This window comes from Streptomyces sp. ITFR-16 (assembly GCF_031844705.1).
GTDB lineage: Bacteria > Actinomycetota > Actinomycetes > Streptomycetales > Streptomycetaceae > Streptomyces.
The window spans coordinates 4,760,111-4,777,756 of record NZ_CP134609.1 but is presented as its reverse complement, the minus strand read 5'-3'; the positions used below and the strand labels follow the sequence as shown (position 1 = coordinate 4,777,756).

Below are 17,646 nucleotides of genomic sequence, written 5' to 3'. Positions count from 1 at the left end.
GGCTTGAAGGAAACCTCCAAGCCCGGGCCTTCGTAGCTCAGGGGATAGAGCACCGCTCTCCTAAAGCGGGTGTCGCAGGTTCGAATCCTGCCGGGGGCACATACGGATAGACCCCGGACCGTCCCGGTCCGGGGTCCGGGGTCCCCTCAGGGCACTGGCGGCAGCGGAATGCGCCCCGCCCCTCACTCCTCGATCTGTTCCTCGTCTGCGTAGTCGGCCTTGTGGTTCTGGATCGTGTTCAGGACGTGGAGGGCGATGTCGCGCAAAGTTTTCCAGTCCTCGGCCGGTCCGAGCAGGGGTGGGAACGTGACGGTCTGGCCCAGCTCCGCCAGTGCGTCGACGTGTGCCCTGGCGTCCGCCAGGCAGTTGTTGAGCGTGCGGCGCCTGTCCCGGATCTGCTGCTCCACCGGCACTTCCACGTCCGAAGCCGTCTGCGAAGAGTCTTCGACGTTCTCGGTTCCCTCCGGCCATGGCGAGGGCGCGACCGCCGTTCCGTCGGGCTCCGCGGTCTCGTCGTCCTGCTCCGCGTCCTGGGCCGGTCCGAGCGTCTGGCGTGCGCGAGCCGGGTCCGAGGCGACGACGACGTCCCACTCCAGCAGCATGACCGGCTCACCCTCGGCCACAAGGATGTGGTCCGACGCCTGCAGGTCCACCACCGAGTGCTGGTAGTCCCCCTGCTTCTCGGTGTCCTGGTCGTAGGGCAGGCCGAGCTGCTGCCTCGTCCCCGAGTTCCTGGGCAGCCTGTCGTCCTCGAAGCGCTGTGCCGCCCATGCCAGAGTCCGTAGGCCGATCTCGTTGCCCTCCCGGGCCAGGCCTTCGACGATCTTGTGCACGTCGGAACGGAAGGGGACCTTTCCGGGTGCCCGGGTCATGCCCACCGACGAACCGACGTTCCTGGTCAGCAGCTTGTCGGCGATCAGGGCCGTGCCGCCTGCCAGGGCAAGGGTGAGGCGGGCATCGCGGTTGCCCTTGAGCGCCGGCTCGACCAACGTACGGAAGTCCTCCGTCACCGTCGGGGCCCACCCGTCCTCCAGGACCTCCTTGAACAGGACGCCCCCGTTGCTCCACGCGTTGCGCGCCTGCTGGGCGGCGGCCTTCTTGGTGGACCGCCAGGGGTGGTCGACGATGGGGCCGAGCAGGCCGGCGTAGCCCTTGTCGGTCATGCGGCGATCGCCCTTGATCTCCTTCGCCCGGGTCCGCAGTTCCTCGAAGATGTTCGGCCGGGTGAGCGTGTGCAGGAGCTGGACCGCCCGCCACAGGCCGGTGCCCGGGATGCTCTGGTCCCCGTAGACGTGCGGGGTGTCCGACGCGGCACGGAGCCCGACGGCCAGTTCGTACACCGCGTGCAGTCCGTCCTTCCCCGCGCCGCTTCCCGTACCGCCGTGCAGGACGCGTTTGAGGGCGCGGCCCGCCACCTCGACGTTCTGTGCGGCCGTGTCCCACGGCTTGAACTCGACATGGACCGAGGCGAGGATGGAACGCAGGGCGTCGTCGAAGAGATCCTCGGCGTTCAATGCCGTCCGCTCGTGCACCTGGGCACCGACCGTTATATGCGCCGGCACGACATGGGACTGAGCGATCTGGATGGCGCGCAGGGACGGCTGCTTGTCTGCGCCCGCCTTCGCCATCTCTCTGGCGAATTCGTCGCGCAGAGCCTTGCGGCGTGCCTGACGCCCCAGTGCCATGCGCTGGGTGAGGGGTTTGGGCGGCTCATTCGCACTCTGCTGGTATTGGGCCAGGAGCGCTTCCACAGCCAGGGCGGCCACCTGCTCCGGATCGCTGTCCGGCCCCGCCAACACCTTCCAGGCGCTGGCGAGTCGCGTAATTCCGTCGCGGGCGACCAATGCGCACACCGGCTCGCCGCCGTCGTCGAATTCGTAGATGACCGGGTGCACGATCAGGGCGCGCGTCACCCGCCGGGCAAGGATCGACTCCGCATAGGAATTGCGGTACAGCGTTGTCGAAATGGTCTGCTGGACGTGCCGCTTCAGATGTTGAAGCGATTCGTAGCGGTAGCGCAGAATCGCCTGCGGCTTGCCGTTCTCGGCCATGCCCGTGACCTGCGGGTCGTCCACGGCCAGAATCTCCTGGCCCGTGCGCGGCTGGATCGCGGGAAACAGCTCGGACAGCCAGACCCGGCTGTGGACCGACCGCAGCGTGGCCCCGTCCACATGCTCCTCCAGGAGGAGGCTCGCCCTGGCGTCCTTGGACTCACGGAGTTGCAGCGCCACCGTCTCCGGCGTGACGGCTGCTCGCGCCACCGCGTGCCAGGCGTCCTCGGGCAGCGCGACCAGCGGAGACCTCATGCCCGCCTTGACCAGCTTGTTCCGTTCGTCCACGTCGGATGCGTCGGGCACCTGATCGACTGTGGACACCTCGATCTGCTGCTTGCCCCATTCGACGGTGATGGGTTCGTCAGCCGTATATGCGGACATCGAGCCCCTCCTCAAGGTGGTTGATGTGGAAGACTGGATGTGCGGTCCTGGCCCGCATCGTTCGGGTTCAGGTCCGGCCCGGCTGGGCCCCGGATTCGTCCGGGGCCCAGTCCTTTTTCCGGCTGCGGCACTCGCTGCGGGCGGCGCTCACAGAGCGCTCGGACCGTGGGCACCGGGAAGCGTGGAGCCGAACCAGTGCCACATGAAGGCGCGGGACGCGCTCTTGGCGATGGACTGGTAGGACGAGTACGCCAGCATGTCGGCCGCCTGCAGCAGATGGAGCTCCCGGGCCGGCCGGAACACCGGGTCACCGATGATGTGGCGCCCCTCGTCGGGGAGGGCCCGGTGGGCCTGCCGCAGGGCGCTCTCCGTACCGTCGCCGTCGACGATGACCACACCATGGGTGCCGGACGCGGCCAGCTCGCGGTTGAGCTGATGGAGCAGGGCGGAGTAGAGCGCGGGCCGGTCGCGCCCGTAGTCGTCGGTCTCCCGGTAGACGGCGCGCACGCGCGCCCCCGGCATCGAGGCGATGGTCCGCAGCCCACGCAGGATGACCTCCTGGCAGTGCTGCCGGTGCGTGGCGCGATCAGTACTGCGGGAGCGATGCACGTGTCGGCCACGAGCGCCGACGAGGTCCACTGCGTGCAGAGAGGAATCTGCCGGGATCTCCAGCCGGGCATCCGCGTGCAGCTCGGCGCGGAAGTCCCGCCATCGCTGCTCGGCTACGTGAACATGCCCCAGGTCGACTCCTAAGGAGGCGAAACAGGCAGTGGTACGGGCGTCGCCTCCGTCATCGACGAAGTAGAGGCGCAAGGGGGCAGCACTGATCTCAGCGGCCATCGGCGTTCAACTCCGCGAGCACACTCGGGGTTTTCCCGACACCATTGCCAGGGTCCCTTCCGCACCCCGCACGAGGGGGAGGCGGGCGTGGGGTGCTCTGCTCCACGCACCACGTCGTACGCGGACAGCTCCGGAAGCGGTTGCCGCATCAACCCGGAATCAGACCTCATGGGGAGGTGCCATCCGCGTCAGCAACAGTCTCGAATCCGCCAACTGCCTTGGTTCCGAGACCCCCAGGACTGTTCCTGGTCCCATACGTCACGGTGCTGCCTTGCACCACGCTCGCCACAACCATACCGGTCGGACTGATATGCGCATCACCCAATTGACCTACTGCGTCAAGGGTGTTACCTGGCGTCGCCTCGCCCGGACCCGCCGATAAAACCCCAGGCACAGGCCCGCCCCCCTGCGGGAGGATGAGCCATGCACCCCGATACCTGGCAACCCGCTTCCGACGTGCACGACTTCCTTGCCCGTGCCGGTGATTTCCTGCGCTCGCGGCCCGCGCTCCACAGCATCCCCCTGACCGTCACCGAGGGCCTGGTGTCCAGGGGGCCGGGGGCGTACGGGGACGGTGAGCCCGTCTTCGGGGTGCTGGAGCGGGCGGGCGAGGTCGGTGCGACGTACTTCCGTACTCCGCCGAACCGTCTGAGCCTCACCCCGCTCGGCCCCGACGAGGCGGACGCCCTCGCCGCGCATCTGGCCGGTCGTGGCCATGTCCTCCCCGGTGTCGGCGCGGAACGCGAGACCGCCGCCGCCTTCGCCTCGGCCTGGCAGCGGCGCACCGGGGTGACGCCGGTACTCCACGAGCGCCAGCGCCTGTACCGCCTCGGCACGCTCACCCCGCCCGAGCCGTACCCGGAGGGCCGCAGCCGGGTCGCGGGAGCGCAGGACCGCGAGCTGCTCATGCGCTGGTACGCCGGGTTCGTCGCGGACATCAACGGTTTCGGTCACACGGACCCCGGCGACTGGGCCGACACCCGCATCGCCAACGGACGCGTCACGCTGTGGGAGACCCCCGACGGCACCCCCGTCTCGATGGCGGGCGTGACGGCCATGGTCGCCGGGCAGATCAGGATGGCCCCCGTGTACACCCCTGAGCACCTGCGCGGCCGCGGCTACGCGGGGGCCGCGGCGGTCGCGGCGAGCCGGGCCGCCCTCGCGACGGGCGCGGCCGAGGTGCTGCTGTTCACGGACCTGGCCAACCCGACGAGCAACGGCCTGTACCAGCGCATCGGTTACCGTCCGGTGGCGGATTTCGCGGTGTACGCCTTCCAGGACACCGAGCGCGACCGGTAGGTCCCTCTCGGGGGCGCAGCGGACGACAGGGCGTACCGCGGCAGGCCGGCTGCCGCGCCCCCTGGTCACATCTGGTCGGGCGTCTCGATCCCGAGAAGCCCCAGACCCAGTTCGAGCGTCCGCGCCGTGATGTCGCACAGGACCAGACGGCTCTGCTTGACCTCGCCCTCGGAGCGCAGGACCGGGCACTTCTCGTAGAAGCTCGTGAACGCGCTGGCCAGGCTGTAGAGGTAGTGGGCCAGCCTGTGGAACTCCAGCGTCTGGGCGATCTCGGAGACGAGGCTGTCGAACTCCAGGAGTTCCAGGGCGAGTGCGCGCTCGGCGGGCTCGGTGATGACCAGGGTGCCGACCCCGGTCAGCGGCTGCACGACACCGGCCTTCCGGAAGATCGAGCAGATCCGGGCCCGTGCGTACTGGAGATAGGGCGCGGTGTTGCCCTCGAACGACAGCATGCGGTCGTAGTCGAAGACATAGTCCTTGAGGCGGTCCGTCGAGAGGTCGGCGTACTTGACCGCGCCGATCCCGACCGCCCTGGCGACGTCCGCGCGCGTCTCCTCGTCCAGCTGGGGGTTCTTCTCGGCGATGACCGCCGCGGCCCGGACGACCGCCTCTTCGAGCAGGTCGACGAGCTTCACGGAGACGCCCGCACGGGTGCGGAGCATCTTGCCGTCCTCCCCGAGGATCGAGCCGTGGCCGATGTGCTCGGCCCGGGCCGGCGGGACGAGCCAGTGCGCCTCCCTGGCCACGTCGTAGACCATTTCGAGGTGCTGGCGCTGGGGCAGGCCGACGACGTACAGCAGGCGGGTCGCGTGCAGGTTCCGCAGCCGGTGCCGGATGGTGGCCAGGTCGGTGGCGCCGTACCCGAATCCGCCGTCGCCCTTCTTGACGATGATGGGCAGCGGGTCGCCGTTGCGGTTGGTGTAGCCCTCGGGGAAGACGCACTGGGCGCCTTCGCTCTCCCGCAGGAGGCCGAGTTCGGCGAGTTCGTCCACGACCGACTGGAGCTGGTCGTTGTAGGAGCTCTCACCGAAGAAGTCGTCCTCGGTGAGCCGCACGCCGAGCATGCCGTAGACGGTCAGGAAGTACTTCTTGGATTCGTCGACCAGGGTCCGCCAGAGCCGGAGCGTCGTCTCGTCGCCGCCCTGGAGGAGGACAACACGCCTGCGGGCGCGGTCCTTGAAGGTCTCGTCCGCGTCGAACTTCACGCGGGCGGCCTTGTAGAAGCCGTTCAGATCGCCCACCGAGAGCTCGTGGGCGGCCTCGCTCTCACCGATGTCGAGCAGGTGCTCGACGAGCATCCCGAAGGGCGTGCCCCATTCACCGATGTGGTTCTGCCGGACGACGGTGTTGCCCTGCCACTCCAGCAGGCGCACGGCCGCGTCCCCGATGATCGTCGAACGGAGGTGCCCGACGTGCATCTCCTTCGCGGCGTTCGGCGCGGAGTAGTCGATGACGATCTTCTCGGGATGCTTGGCCTGCGGTACGGCGAGGCGCTCGTCGCCGATCGTGTCGGCCAGGAGACGTGCGAGGACCTCGTCGGAGAAGGTCAGGTTGATGAACCCGGGGCCGGAGATCTCGACCGCCGAGCACAGGTCGTCGAGTTGCGCGGCCTCCACCACACGGGCGGCGATCTCACGCGGATTTCCTCCGATCCTGCGCACGAGGGCGAGGGCGGCGTCGGACTGGAAGTGTGCGTGCTGGGATCGTCGGATGACCGGGTCGACGGGTGCGTCGGCTACGGCTTCGAATGCGGGGGCCAGCCGCTGGTGCAGCAATTCTTCCAGGTTCGCCATTCCGGGAATTTATCCAGGTGAATACCGGGGTGTCCAATCATAAAATTGCGCATTCGACCATGAGGGTTCAGGCGTTCAGGGATCAGGGGTTCGTGCATGCGTCGTCCAGTCGTCCACCTGGTGGGCTGCGGTTCCCGTCCGACCGGTGATCTGCCCGCGTTCGCGGCGGAGTTGCGGGAGGACGGGTGGGCGCCCTGGCTCGTGCCCAGTCCCGTGGGGCTGCGGTTTCTGGATGTCGGGCGGGCCGAGGCGGCGGGGCAGGCGGTGCGCTGGGAGTTCGATCCCGATGCTTCCGTGGAACTTCCCCCGGCGCAGGCCGTCGTCGTCGCGCCGGCCACCTTCAATACCGTCATCAAAATGGCCGGGGGAATGGCCGACACGCTCGCTCTGGCGGTCGCGGCCGATGCCGTCGGGGCGCGGGCGCCCGTGATCGTGGTGCCCTGGACCAATGCGCGCCTCGCGGGGCATCCGCTGTTCGGGCCCGCCACGCGGACGCTGGCTGAATGGGGGGTCCGGGTGCTGGCCGCGGACCAGGCGGAGCCGTTTCCCTGGGCGGCCGTGCGCGAGGCGCTGGAGCAGGCGCGGCGGGAGCGGGAGTTGTAGCGCGGGGGCCTCAGCCGGTGGTCCTGTCCTCGATCTCGATCGTGAGGTACGACGGCCAGCCACCGCGTGCTTCCTGTGCCTGTTCCGCCGTCAGCGGGCCCGTCGTCGGGTGGAAGTGGACCGTCGTGCCCGTCGTGGCGGCGTCCGGGGCGGGGTCCAGGTCCGTGACGGGGACGCCGTGTTCGTAGCGCTGGGTCCAGGAACCGTTGCGGCGGCGGTTGGTGTGGGTGAGGCGTTCGCTGAGGGCCGCGACGACCGACATGCCGCGGCGCGGGTGGCCGTCGGGGAGGGGCGGAGGGGCCGGGACGTCGAAGAAGCGGAGGTCCTTCGTGGCCATCACCGGCTTCTTGACCGGGCGGCCCGCACCGTCGAAGCGGGTGTCCGTGCCCCGGCCGTCGTCCGCCACGGAGACCGAGCCGTCGGGGTGCAGGGTGACGACCGCGCGTCCGCCCCCGTTGCACTCCGCCTCGTCCGCCGCGTAGGCGAGGACCTCCAGGAGCAGGTGGGCCGTGCCGCCGGGGGCATAGCTGTGCGGGGCGCTGCGGATGGCCGCCAGGTGGTCGTGGTCCACGGCCGCCGCCCAGTCGTGCGTGGTGTTGCACCACGAGGCCCTTGTCCTGTCCATCGCAGCAGTATCCGCTGACGACCCGCTGACGCGGAATCCGTCTCAGCGGCAGGACGCCTTCATCTGGGCCGCCGCGTGGTGCGCGCCCAGCAGGGCCGTGCTGCCCCAGTCCCGGCCCCGGTCGATCAGCTGGACCGCGAACGTGTCCCCCTTCACGGGGTAGCTGTTCACCTCCACCGCGCTCCCCCGGTGTGCGCTCTGGCGCACCGCGAAGCCCGTGTACGCCGAGTCCGCGTCCCCGGGGTCGGAGAGCACCCGGTACACCGTGGGATCCCCGGCCGCGTCGCGCGGGCGGGGCGGGGCGGGGACGTACACCGTCAGCGCACACTCCCGGTAGCCCGGGCCCAGGTGCCAGGACCAGGTGGCGGTGCTGCCCCGGTCCTCGCCCGGGCTGCCCGACATCGGTACGGCGCTGAACCGGCCGTCGCACGAGTCGCCCCGGTAGCCGCCCCCGGCGACCGTGTACCAGCCCGCGTCGCCGTTCTCGAAGCGTCCGTGCTCCCGGTACTCCCCCGTCGAGCAGCCCGGGCCCGCCCACTGCGCGTACCTGTGGGCGGGGGCGGATACGCCCGGTTCCGGGTCGGGCGGCGGGCCGATGCGGGTGGGGGCGCCGCCGGCGCGCTCGCCCGTGCCGGTCCCGGAGCGGCCTGCCGCCTCGGTACGGCTGCCGGTGCCGCCCGCCGACACCACGATCGACACCGCCGTGACCAGCGAGCCGGTCAGGACGACCGCGCCCGCCGCGAGCCAGGCCTTACGGCTCCTGGGCAGCGTGGAGATCCGGCCCGTCAGCGTCTCGCGGGCGATCCAGCCCCCGCCCTCCTCGGCGCTCCCGCTTGAACGGGTCACCGAGCCGCAGTCCGGGCAGCTCATCCCCGGCAGTGCACCCCGTCGTCCGCCGCCGCACCGTTGGCACCTCATGGCAGCACACCATGCCAGTGCCCGGGGCCCGGAGCCAGCGCCCGGAGCAGGGATCGGGTCGGAGCCCGGAGGAGACGGTCAGCGGAGTTCGTCAGGGCAGGGGGTGCCCGGCGGCAGCTGGTAGGGCGCGCCCAGCCGGTACACGCCGGGGCGCGGAGCCAGCAGCTCCGTCCACTCGTCGCCGTCCTCGTCCTCGTCCACCTTGATCAGGCAGCCGTTGGTGTTGACGAACGTCTTCGGGGTGCTCTCGTCCGCCCGCTGCTTGGACGCCTCGGTCTCCTGCGGCCGCTCCAGGCCCTTGCCGTTCTCGTCGACCACGGCGAGCCAGCGCGAGAACGGGATACGGATCAGTACCCGGCCCGCCTTCTTCACATGGATGGTCAGCTCCCCGGCGCCCGCCCGGTCCACCGTCGCGGGCGGATCGGCCATGGGAACCGGGCTGTCGACCGCGAACAGCCGCCAGTCGGCGTTCGACCAGATCGCCTTCAGATAGGGCTGGCCCCGTTCGACCAGCTCCGTCTCCTGGACGGCGCCGCTGTCCGGGGCGCCCGTGGGCAGCACCACGTAGTGCACGGCCCAGCGGTCGAGCCACTGGCGGTAGTTGACCGCGTTCAGGGTGTCGTCGTAGAAGAGCGGGTTGCGCTCCATGTCCGCCTGCCGGTTCCAGCCCCGGGCCAGGTTGACGTACGGCATCATCGCCGCCGCCTCGCGGTGGCTGCTCGGCGGGACGACCTCGACCCGGCCGCGCTCCGCGCCGACCCGCTGGAGCTGGTCGACCAGCGGGGCCAGTTCGCGCGTCCAGGAGGCGGTGGGGGCGGTCCGGACGATGTCGTCGACGCCCTTGAAGCCGATCCAGAAGTTCAGCCCGGCGAACGCGACGACCAGCGCGTACCACTTGCGCGAGCGGGGCACCGTGTACGGCAGCGCGGCCAGCAGCACGACACCGGCGAACAGCATCGCCATCCGCGAGACGTTCGAGCCGATCTGCGAGTCCACCACGTACGTGAGCAGCGTGCCGATGCCGTACACGGCGGTCGCCGTACGCACCGTCTTCCAGTCGGCCGGCACCAGGAAGAACACGAGCACGGAGAAGACGAACGGCAGCGACAGCGTCGCGACCGACATCGGCTGCGTGCCGGAGAAGGGGAACAGCCACGCCGACAGCGCCACCACCACGACGGGCGCGAGCCCCAGGGCGTACGCGCCGGGGCGCCGCTTGTTCAGGAACAGCGCCGCCGCGACCACGCCGAGGAAGAGCCCGGCCACCGGGCTGCCGGCCGTCGCCAGCGCGGCGAGCGGGGCCGCGACGGCCGCCTTCGCCCAGCGCTTGTACCGCCAGCGGTGGGGCCAGCAGAACACCGCCGCCACCGCGCCGACCGCGAACATCATCCCGAGGCCGAACGTCACCCGGCCCGACAGCGCGTTGCACAGATACGCGAAGACACCCGCGAACGAGCAGGCCAGCGGGTTACGGACCGCCTTGACCCGGTACAGGATCAGCGAGGTCAGCCCGGCCGAGACCGTTCCGGCGACCATCATCGTCGTCCGGACACCGAGCACCGACATCAGATACGGCGAGACCACGCTGTACGAGACGGGGTGCATGCCGCCGTACCAGGCGAGGTTGTACGCGGTGCCGGGGTGCCGGCCGACGAACTCGGCCCAGGCGTCCTGGGCCGCGATGTCGCCGCCGCTGTTCGCGAAGAAGAAGAACCACAGGATGTGGACGGCCGCGGCGACCACCGTCGTCAGCAGGACCGGGTGGCGCAGACAGAGCGCCTTGAGGCGCTCGGCGGGGCTGTCCGACCCGTTGCCGCCGCCGGGTGCGCGCTGCCCGTCCGGGGCCTGTGTCGTGCCCGCGGAGGCGGTGCCGTCCTTCGCCCGTGTCGGCTCGGCAGTGGTCACTGCGACTCTCCCCGTCCCTCCCCGGACGCGTTGGAACCGCCGGCTTTCCTGCTCGGGTCTCATGGGCCGGAAGACGCGTTCCAGGGTCCACGCGTTGCCCCCGGGACGCTAGCACGCGGTTTTTCGCGCTGTCCGGAAAGGCCCCTGTAAGCGGCACGCACCCCGGTACGTGCCGCTTGCGGTGCCGCTTCCCGTCCGTACGGGCCCGGGGCCGGCCGGCCCCGGGCCGGTCAGCCGAGGCGGGTCAGCTTGTCGCCGGTCGTCGGCTCCGGCAGGTCGTCCTTCAGCGCGACGGCCACCTTCACCTGGCTGGCGCCCTCACCCACCGTGAGCGTGCCGACGTGCGTACCGGCCACCGCTCCGTGCGGGATCGTTTTGCCGTCGTCGGTCAGTTCGAGCTTGACCGTGAGGCCCGCCCAGCCGACCGCCTTCACGTCCTTGGTCGCGACGACCTGGCTGCTGCCGCCCATGCCGTTGTCGACCGTGCCGACCACATCGCCCTTCTTGACGATCTTGGCGCCTTCCAGCAGGTCGAGCGTGGCAGTCATGACCTGCTTGCTGGCCGCGTTCACCGTGTCGATGATCGGGTTCTTGTGCTGGCCGAGCACCGCGCCCACGATGAGCTGGTCCGTACCGTCGACCATCCTGTGCGCGGCGAAGAGCAGGTTGCCGCCCGCCTTGGTGGTGGAGCCGGTCTTGATGCCCAGGGCCCCGTCGAACGGAACGAGCGTGTTGTAGTTCCGCCACTTCTTGCCCGACGGGTCCTTCCACTCCGGCAGCTTGGTGATGTCCATCAGCGCCGGGAACTCCACGAGCTTCTCGCCGAGCTTCACCAGGTCCTCCGCGGTGCTGACCGTCGAAGCGGTGAGCCCGGAGGGGTCGGTGTAGTGGGTGTTCTTCATGCCCAGCTCGTCGGCGGTCTTGTTCATCTTCTCGACGAACGCCTTCTCCGAGCCCGCGTCCCAGCGCGCCAGCAGCCGGGCGATGTTGTTCGCGGACGGGATCATGAGCGCGGCGAGCGCGTCACGCTCGGTGAGGACGTCGCCCTCCTTGACCGTGTCGAGCGTGGACTCGCCCTCGCTGAACAGCTGGCCGTCCGACTCGGCCTTGGCGTCGACCTTGATGCCCGGGCCGTCCTGGCCACGCTTGAGCGGGTGGTCCTTGAGCACGAGGTACGCGGTCATCGCCTTGGCGACACTCGCGATCGGCACCGGCTTCTGCTCGCCGAACGAGCCGACCTTGCCGAGGCCCGTGGCCGCCATGTAGCCCTGGCCCTCGCCGGGCCACGGCAGCGTCGGTGTCTCCCCGTCGAAGCTGTACGTCTCCTTCGCGGACATGGTCAGCGTCGGGTCCGGCAGCGGGCGCACCATCTGCACGATCGCAAAGGCGATCAGCAGCAGGAGCACCAGCGGGGTCCAGATCTTGACCCGGCGCACGACCGTGCGGACCGGGGTCTCCGGCGGCGGCGGGGTGTTCGTCAGCTCGGCCAGCAGGTCGAGCGGCGGCTTGGGCGGCATCGGCTGCTGCCGGGTCCGCTCGGCACCGCTGAGCGAGGCGGCGGGCGCCGGTGCGGGCTCCTCGGGCCTGCGCGGCGCGGGCGCCGGCCGTACGTCGTCGGCGCGCAGCGGTACGAACTTGCTGGTCCGCTCGGCGGGGGCCTCGGGCTCCGGCTTCGCCACGGGGCGGGTGATCTTCAGCGCCGTGGTCGGCTGGTCGACCCGGGGCGACCGGGGCGCCTTGAAGACGGCGGTCGGCTGGTCGATGCCCTGCTTGTCGGCGGAGGCGGTGGCGTCGGCGGTCTCGGGGTCGGTCTCGGCGACATCGTCGGCGGTCTCTCCGTCCGCCTCCGCCGCTGCCTTCGCCTCCGCTTTCGCGTCCGTCTTCGCATCCGCGTCCGTCTCCGCGTCGGGCTCCTCGCGGGTGTGCGGAACGCGGGCCTCTTCCGGGGCGTCGTCGGACGCGGCGGCTTCGGCTTCCGGCTCGGGCTGCGACGCGTCGGGCTCCGAGCGCTCGGGCTTCGAGGCCTCGGGCTTCGAGAGCTCGGTCTCAGGGGACTGGGACTCCGAGCGCTCGGGCTCCGAGGACTCAGGCTCCGAGGGCTCGGTCTCAGGGGACTCAGGCTCCGAGGACTCAGTCTCAGGGGACTGGGACTCCGAGGACTCAGGCTTCGAGGCGTCGGCCTTCGAGGCGTCCGGCTCCGAGGCGTCCGGCTCCGAGGCGTCGGCCTTCGAGGCGTCCGGCTCCGAGGCGTCGGCCTTCGAGGCGTCCGGCTCCGAGGCGTCCGGCTCCGAGGACTCGGCCTCCGGGGACTCGGGCTTCGAGGACCCGGGCTTGTCGTCGCCCTCGCCGGCGTCGCCCTCCTCACCGTCGCCATCGGCCGTCGACACCCACGCGGCGACCGCCGCACGCAGCCGCGCGTCGCCCTCCTCGGGCTCGTCCGGCTCGGTGGCGGCCTTCACCGGCTCCTCGGCGGGCGTCCCGGCGGGCGCGGAGCCCTCCGCGGGCTTCTCCGGCTCCCCGGCGGCCTCCGGAGCGCCCGGGGCCGCCTCGGGGGCCTTCACCGCGCTCCCAGAGCCCTCCGGGGCCTCCTCCGAGGGGGCCCCGGCGTCCGCGGCACGCTCCGGCTCCCCGGAATCGTCGTCGGAAGCGCCGTCGGATGCGGCATCGGCAACGTCGGCAGCTTCGGCGTCAGCCGCGACGGACTCGTCCGCCGCTTCCTCGGACGGCTCCGCGCCGGAAGCCTCGCCGGACTCGCCGGGCGACGACACCGAGACCCCGGACGCGCCGAACCGGAAAACGGCCGTCTTCGTGTCCACACCATCGCCGGACTCCGCCGGGGAGGCGGGTTCGCGGAACACCGCGAGCCGCGGATCGTGCTCGCTCCGAGTCGTTCCCGACGACTTCTGCTGCTCCGACTTGTCGGGGGACTCGCCCGCCACCGATGCCTCCTCCATGCGGCGCGGGGCACCCCCGCGCTGTCCGAACCATCTACCAGTGTCCCGTGTGAACCCTTGGCCGGGCTGCTAGACGAGAACGACATACCTACTGGTTCCCGCACAAAGCACCCAGGCACCCTCGACAGACAGATGTGAGAGGGGTCACCCTGTCATTCATCCACGCGGGGAGGCATGGATGGGCAGGAGCCGCAGAACAATTCCGGAGGAGCTTCTGCTGCTCGCTCTGGACCCGACCACGGGTACCACAGCGCAGCCGCAGTCGCTCGACCTCGGCCTCGCCGGAGCCCAGCTAGTAGAGCTGGCTCTGGCAGGACGGATAGCCCCTGACGGGGATCGTATCGCCGTGGTGATGCCACGGCCGACAGGAGATCCGACCCTGGACTCCGCACTGGAACTGCTGCGCAGACGCGGCAGCCCGGTTCGGGCCGTCCACTGGATCGGCGGACCCCGGCTGGGGCTCCGCCAGATTTACCTCGCTCATCTGGAGCGGTGCGGCATGGTGCATGCCGTGGCGGGCCAGATGTGCGGAGTGCTGCCGACGACTCGCTACCAGGCGACGGACACGGCGATCAGCCGGGACATCAGAGCCCGGCTGGACAGTGCGATCCGCACCGGCGTACCGCCGGACCCGCGGACCGCGGCGCTCGCCGCACTGGCCCACGCGGTCGGACTCGGCAAGCACCTGTACCCCGGGAACGAGGGGCGCTCGTCGCGCTCCCGGCTCCGGGACCTGATCAGGCACGACCCGATGGGCGGTCTCGTGGCGCACGCCGTGATGGACGTCCAGAACGGGGCGGTCGCACAGCCGCGCCGCAATCAGGCGGCCGGCATGCCGTTGCAACCGCAAGTGCAGTCGCAGTCACGCCGCGACAGCATGGCGCACACCGCGGTCCACTAGGGCCGGGGCGTACGCACCATCGCAACGCGCTCCACAACGCTCCACCGCAACACACCACCGCAACAACCGAATACCGCCGCGCCGAAGTCCCCAAGACCCGGTTCGGGAGCCGCACCAAGCGCGGGGCAGCCGGTATATCACCGGCTGCCCCGCGCCGCTGCGTGTAGCCGTTTCCCAGCGCGGGCGGGGGCACGGGTGGCAATCTGCTGAGCAGTAGATACGCACAGCTACATAGCCGGAGGTGCCGTTTCCGTGCCGTCCAACGTCAATCCCACCGTCAGGCGACGCCGGTTGGGTCAGGAATTGCGCCGACTGCGCGAGGTCAAGGGCATGACGGCCGAGGAGGTGGCGGAACGCCTGCTGGTCTCCCAGTCGAAGATCAGTCGGCTGGAGAACGGCCGCCGCTCGATCAGCCAGCGCGATGTGCGCGACCTCTGCGGGGTGTACGAGGTCGAGGACCACCGGATCGTCGAATCGCTGATGCAGATGGCCAAGGACTCCCGCCAGCAGGGCTGGTGGCACGCCTTCGGCGACATCCCGTACAGCGTCTACATCGGTCTGGAGACCGACGCGGCCTCCCTGCGGGTGTACGAGTCGCTGATCGTGCCGGGTCTGCTGCAGACGCGGGAGTACGCGCAGGCGGTGATCGAGGGAATGTGGCCGGAGGCCACGCCCGCCGAGATCGACAAGCGGATCCAGATCCGCCTCAAGCGCCAGGACCGCCTGACCGACCCGGTCGAACCGCTCCGCTTCTGGGCCGTGATCGACGAGGCCGTGCTGCGGCGCGTCGTCGGCAACCCGCAGGTCATGGCCGACCAGTTGCGGCACCTGGTGGAGATCAGCGAGCTGCCGCATGTGACGGTCCAGGTCCTGCCGTACGCCGTCGGAGCGCATCCGGGTATGTACGGGAGTTACACGATTCTGGAATTCCAGGAGGACATGGACGCGAGCGTCGTGTACCTCGAAGGCGTCACGAGCGACCTCTATCTGGAAAAGGCTCCCGACGTCCAGAACTATGCGGTGATGTACGAGCACCTGCGCGCCAAGGCACTGAGTGCGGAGCATTCCCGCGACTTCATTCTGCGGGCGGCGGACGATTGCGGAGCGTGATCGCGTCCGGGGTCCCTACGGCTCAGGTCGCGGGAAAGCGGAAGGTACACCAATGCCTGAAGTGACTGGAAGACTTCCACGGGACATGTCATCCGAACGAGTGAGCGCGTCTCACATCCGATGATGTTGCGGCGTAGCGTCCCTCACAAGTCGCTGGGTGCAGCGGCTGGGCGCACCGCCCAACGACTGGCACAACCATCGGAGTCATTATGCTGATTCGCCATGACGCATTGACAGAATGGACGAAGTCCTCCTATTCCGCGAATGGGAATTGTGTGGAAGTCAAGGCCGCGGAGGGCCGGGCCCTGCTGGTTCGCGACTCGAAGAGCCTGAGCAGTGGAGTCCTCGACTTCACCGCCGAGACGTGGACGACGTTCCTCCAGGACGTCAGCCGGACCACCCAGCGCTGAGACAGCCGGATCCACGCCCTCTCGACCGGCCCGCCGTCCTGGCCGAGAGGGCCCCCCGTGGCCGGCCTCAGCGCAGTTGGTCCACGTACCGGTCCGTGCCCGGCACCGTCGGGACGAACGGGGCCACCAGCTCCACCCGCCCCAGGCCCGATTCCGCCACTGCCGCGTCGAGCCCGGTGAAATGGTCCGCCCAGCAGTTCCCGGGGTCGTCCTGGAGGAACCACAGCAGGGTCAGCCGGGTGTCGACGCCCTCGACCTGCTTCACGTACGTCATCCGGTCCCCCGGCAACGGCGTGGGACGGAACACCGTCACCATCGCCGTCGGCGACCCGCTCAGCCGCTTCGGCAGGTGCCGTGAGCGCAGCCACTCCAGCAGCTCCGCCCGCCGCCCGGGGCCTTCGGCGTCGATCACCTCCAGGACCAGCCCCCGGTAGGGGTGGTCGAGTGCGTGGAAGTCCCGGGGCCCTGCGGCGCCGTCCCGGTAGACCGTCGCCTCGTGGTCCTGGAACGCGGTGAAGACATGGGTGCGGTCCTGGTAGACCCGCCCGTCGCGGTTCAGCCGCTTGTTGATCCCCACGGTCCACTTCATGTGGTCGTCGTAGCGCCCCCGCGTCACCCAGTACGTGGAGAGGTAGCAGCCGGCCCCGACGGGCGCGGCGACGGCGGACTTCTCCGGGTAGCGCAGTTGCCGGAGCTCCCGGGTGGCCACCCAGCGCCGTCCGGCGAACATCCAGGGCATCGCCATCGCGCCCGCGTAGTAGTGGTCGTCCTCGTACCAGCGGTTGTACGCGTACTCATGGCCCGGGTGCGGCTCCACCATCGTGATCAGCGCGTGGCCCGGGTGCACCCCGTACGGGCCCAGCGCGGCCAGTTCGGCGTACGTGTCGCTGCGCGTCCCGCCCTCGTCCCCTGCTGCGCCCCGCATGCCGCTCCCCTTCCGCACTCCGCCGGAGGCACCTACTCTGACGCCCCGTCAGAAAAACTGCCAGGGCCGGGAGGCACCGATGTTGCTCACGGGGAAGACCGTCGTCGTGTCGGGGGTGGGCGCCGGGCTCGGGCACCAGGTCGCGGCCTCGGTCGTGCGGGACGGGGGCAACGCGGTCCTCGGGGCGCGTACCGCGGCCAACCTCGCCAAGTCGGCCGCCGAGATCGACCCGGAGGGCCGGCACACCGCGCGCCTGCCCGCGGACATCACCGACGAGGCGCAGTGCGAGGCGCTCGCCGCGCTGGCCGTCGAGCGGTTCGGGCGGATCGACGCGGTGGTCCATGTCGCCGCCTGGGACAGCTACTTCGGCGGGATCGAGGACGCCGACCTGGACACCTGGAAGGCGGTCGTCGACGTGAATCTGCTCGGCACCCTGCGGATGACGCGCGCCTGCCTGCCCGCCCTGAAGGAGCGCGGCGGATCGGTCGTCGTCATCGGCACGCAGTCCTCGGTGGCGGCGCCGTCCCAGGTGCGGCAGGCGGCGTACGCCGCGTCCAAGGGGGCACTCACCTCCGCGATGTACTCCATGGCCCGGGAGTTCGGGCCGCACCGGATCCGGGTGAACACCGTGCTGCCGGGCTGGATGTGGGGGCCGCCGGTGCAGGCGTACGTCCAGTTCACCGCGCACACCGAGGGGGTGCCCGAGGCCGAGGTGCTGGGGAGGCTCTCGGCGCGCATGGCGCTTCCGGAGCTGGCCACGGACGGGGATGTGGCGGAGGCCGCCGTCTTCCTTGCCTCCGACCGGGCCCGGTCGATCACCGGGCAGTCCCTGCTGGTCAACGCCGGTGAGCTGATGCGCTGACCCTCTCCTGCGACGATCTCCTCCTTCTCGGCCGCACGGGACCCGCATCCCGTGCGGTCTTTCTGT

General features: G+C 70.4%; 15 protein-coding genes and 1 tRNA gene. 8 read left to right on the top strand and 8 right to left on the bottom strand.

Features of this window, described 5'->3' with window-relative positions; translation table 11 throughout:
* Nucleotides 1-26: 26 nt before the first annotated feature.
* Nucleotides 27-99, top strand: a tRNA-Arg gene (locus tag RLT58_RS21190).
* Between the two features lie 83 nt (nucleotides 100-182).
* On the opposite strand, the gene RLT58_RS21185 is transcribed toward RLT58_RS21190, so the two are convergent.
* Together RLT58_RS21185 and RLT58_RS36145 are read right to left on the bottom strand one after the other, a co-directional pair.
* The gene (locus RLT58_RS21185) at nucleotides 183-2,435 is read right to left on the bottom strand and encodes a hypothetical protein (RefSeq protein WP_311311949.1); all 2,253 of its coding nucleotides are present in this window, start codon (nucleotides 2,433-2,435) and stop codon (nucleotides 183-185) included.
* Nucleotides 2,436-2,582: 147 nt separating this feature from the next.
* The gene (locus RLT58_RS36145; RefSeq protein WP_399131659.1) at nucleotides 2,583-3,275 is read right to left on the bottom strand and encodes a DUF3800 domain-containing protein; all 693 of its coding nucleotides are present in this window, start codon (nucleotides 3,273-3,275) and stop codon (nucleotides 2,583-2,585) included.
* A 423-nt stretch (nucleotides 3,276-3,698) separates the two neighbouring features.
* Between RLT58_RS36145 and RLT58_RS21170 the strand changes: the two genes are divergently transcribed.
* Nucleotides 3,699-4,574 carry a GNAT family N-acetyltransferase gene (locus RLT58_RS21170; protein ID WP_311311946.1) on the top strand — a complete coding sequence of 292 codons (876 nt, stop codon included), beginning with the start codon at nucleotides 3,699-3,701 and terminating at the stop codon, nucleotides 4,572-4,574.
* Between the two features lie 65 nt (nucleotides 4,575-4,639).
* On the opposite strand, the gene argS is transcribed toward RLT58_RS21170, so the two are convergent.
* Complete coding sequence (argS, locus tag RLT58_RS21165) at nucleotides 4,640-6,367, bottom strand: arginine--tRNA ligase (RefSeq protein ID WP_311311945.1); 1,728 nt, start codon at nucleotides 6,365-6,367, stop codon at nucleotides 4,640-4,642.
* Nucleotides 6,368-6,463: 96 nt separating this feature from the next.
* Between argS and RLT58_RS21160 the strand changes: the two genes are divergently transcribed.
* Nucleotides 6,464-6,970, top strand: a complete 507-nt coding sequence (locus RLT58_RS21160) for a flavoprotein (protein ID WP_311311944.1) — start codon at nucleotides 6,464-6,466, stop codon at nucleotides 6,968-6,970.
* Between the two features lie 10 nt (nucleotides 6,971-6,980).
* Here RLT58_RS21160 and RLT58_RS21155 read toward each other — a convergent pair whose 3' ends face one another.
* The 4 genes from RLT58_RS21155 to RLT58_RS36140 all read right to left on the bottom strand — a co-directional run bounded on the left by RLT58_RS21155 (nucleotide 6,981) and on the right by RLT58_RS36140 (nucleotide 11,602).
* The gene (locus tag RLT58_RS21155) at nucleotides 6,981-7,595 is read right to left on the bottom strand and encodes an ATP-binding protein (RefSeq protein WP_311311943.1); all 615 of its coding nucleotides are present in this window, start codon (nucleotides 7,593-7,595) and stop codon (nucleotides 6,981-6,983) included.
* 42 nt (nucleotides 7,596-7,637) lie between these two features.
* Nucleotides 7,638-8,465: an adhesin gene (locus RLT58_RS21150; protein ID WP_311311942.1), complete on the bottom strand. Its 828-nt coding sequence runs from the start codon at nucleotides 8,463-8,465 to the stop codon at nucleotides 7,638-7,640.
* Between the two features lie 126 nt (nucleotides 8,466-8,591).
* Nucleotides 8,592-10,418 (bottom strand): DUF8823 domain-containing protein, encoded by a 1,827-nt coding sequence (locus RLT58_RS21145; RefSeq protein ID WP_311311941.1) that lies wholly within the window; start codon nucleotides 10,416-10,418, stop codon nucleotides 8,592-8,594.
* A gap of 230 nt (nucleotides 10,419-10,648) precedes the next feature.
* A complete protein-coding gene (locus RLT58_RS36140) occupies nucleotides 10,649-11,602 on the bottom strand; it encodes a D-alanyl-D-alanine carboxypeptidase (protein ID WP_399131925.1) in 954 nt (317 codons plus the stop codon).
* Here RLT58_RS36140 and RLT58_RS36135 point away from each other — a divergent pair.
* The 4 genes from RLT58_RS36135 (at nucleotide 11,573) to RLT58_RS21125 (ending at nucleotide 15,793) form a co-directional block, all read left to right on the top strand.
* The gene (locus RLT58_RS36135; RefSeq protein WP_399131923.1) at nucleotides 11,573-13,510 is read left to right on the top strand and encodes a pentapeptide repeat-containing protein; all 1,938 of its coding nucleotides are present in this window, start codon (nucleotides 11,573-11,575) and stop codon (nucleotides 13,508-13,510) included. The genes RLT58_RS36140 and RLT58_RS36135 overlap by 30 nt on opposite strands.
* A 40-nt stretch (nucleotides 13,511-13,550) precedes the next feature.
* On the top strand, nucleotides 13,551-14,273 hold the full coding sequence (locus tag RLT58_RS21135; RefSeq protein ID WP_311311939.1) for a GOLPH3/VPS74 family protein: 723 nt from the start codon (nucleotides 13,551-13,553) through the stop codon (nucleotides 14,271-14,273).
* A 252-nt stretch (nucleotides 14,274-14,525) separates the two neighbouring features.
* The gene (locus RLT58_RS21130) at nucleotides 14,526-15,383 is read left to right on the top strand and encodes a type II toxin-antitoxin system RelB family anti-toxin (protein WP_311311938.1); all 858 of its coding nucleotides are present in this window, start codon (nucleotides 14,526-14,528) and stop codon (nucleotides 15,381-15,383) included.
* A 209-nt stretch (nucleotides 15,384-15,592) separates the two neighbouring features.
* On the top strand, nucleotides 15,593-15,793 hold the full coding sequence (locus RLT58_RS21125; RefSeq protein WP_311311937.1) for a DUF397 domain-containing protein: 201 nt from the start codon (nucleotides 15,593-15,595) through the stop codon (nucleotides 15,791-15,793).
* Nucleotides 15,794-15,860: 67 nt separating this feature from the next.
* On the opposite strand, the gene RLT58_RS21120 is transcribed toward RLT58_RS21125, so the two are convergent.
* Nucleotides 15,861-16,718 (bottom strand): hypothetical protein, encoded by an 858-nt coding sequence (locus RLT58_RS21120; protein ID WP_311311936.1) that lies wholly within the window; start codon nucleotides 16,716-16,718, stop codon nucleotides 15,861-15,863.
* Nucleotides 16,719-16,797: 79 nt separating this feature from the next.
* Between RLT58_RS21120 and RLT58_RS21115 the strand changes: the two genes are divergently transcribed.
* A complete protein-coding gene (locus RLT58_RS21115; RefSeq protein WP_311311935.1) occupies nucleotides 16,798-17,580 on the top strand; it encodes an SDR family oxidoreductase in 783 nt (260 codons plus the stop codon).
* Nucleotides 17,581-17,646 lie beyond the last annotated feature (66 nt).

Excerpts from the sequence above, each read along its gene's own strand:
- RLT58_RS21185 (WP_311311949.1), bottom strand. The coding sequence starts at position 2,435 with ATGTCCGCATATACGGCTGACGAACCCATCACCGTCGAATGGGGCAAG.
- RLT58_RS36145 (WP_399131659.1), bottom strand. The coding sequence starts at position 3,275 with ATGGCCGCTGAGATCAGTGCTGCCCCCTTGCGCCTCTACTTCGTCGAT.
- RLT58_RS21170 (WP_311311946.1), top strand. The coding sequence starts at position 3,699 with ATGCACCCCGATACCTGGCAACCCGCTTCCGACGTGCACGACTTCCTT.
- argS (WP_311311945.1), bottom strand. The coding sequence starts at position 6,367 with ATGGCGAACCTGGAAGAATTGCTGCACCAGCGGCTGGCCCCCGCATTC.
- RLT58_RS21160 (WP_311311944.1), top strand. The coding sequence starts at position 6,464 with ATGCGTCGTCCAGTCGTCCACCTGGTGGGCTGCGGTTCCCGTCCGACC.
- RLT58_RS21155 (WP_311311943.1), bottom strand. The coding sequence starts at position 7,595 with ATGGACAGGACAAGGGCCTCGTGGTGCAACACCACGCACGACTGGGCG.
- RLT58_RS21150 (WP_311311942.1), bottom strand. The coding sequence starts at position 8,465 with ATGAGCTGCCCGGACTGCGGCTCGGTGACCCGTTCAAGCGGGAGCGCC.
- RLT58_RS36140 (WP_399131925.1), bottom strand. The coding sequence starts at position 11,602 with ATGACCGCGTACCTCGTGCTCAAGGACCACCCGCTCAAGCGTGGCCAG.
- RLT58_RS21135 (WP_311311939.1), top strand. The coding sequence starts at position 13,551 with ATGGGCAGGAGCCGCAGAACAATTCCGGAGGAGCTTCTGCTGCTCGCT.
- RLT58_RS21125 (WP_311311937.1), top strand. The coding sequence starts at position 15,593 with ATGCTGATTCGCCATGACGCATTGACAGAATGGACGAAGTCCTCCTAT.
- RLT58_RS21120 (WP_311311936.1), bottom strand. The coding sequence starts at position 16,718 with ATGCGGGGCGCAGCAGGGGACGAGGGCGGGACGCGCAGCGACACGTAC.
- RLT58_RS21115 (WP_311311935.1), top strand. The coding sequence starts at position 16,798 with ATGTTGCTCACGGGGAAGACCGTCGTCGTGTCGGGGGTGGGCGCCGGG.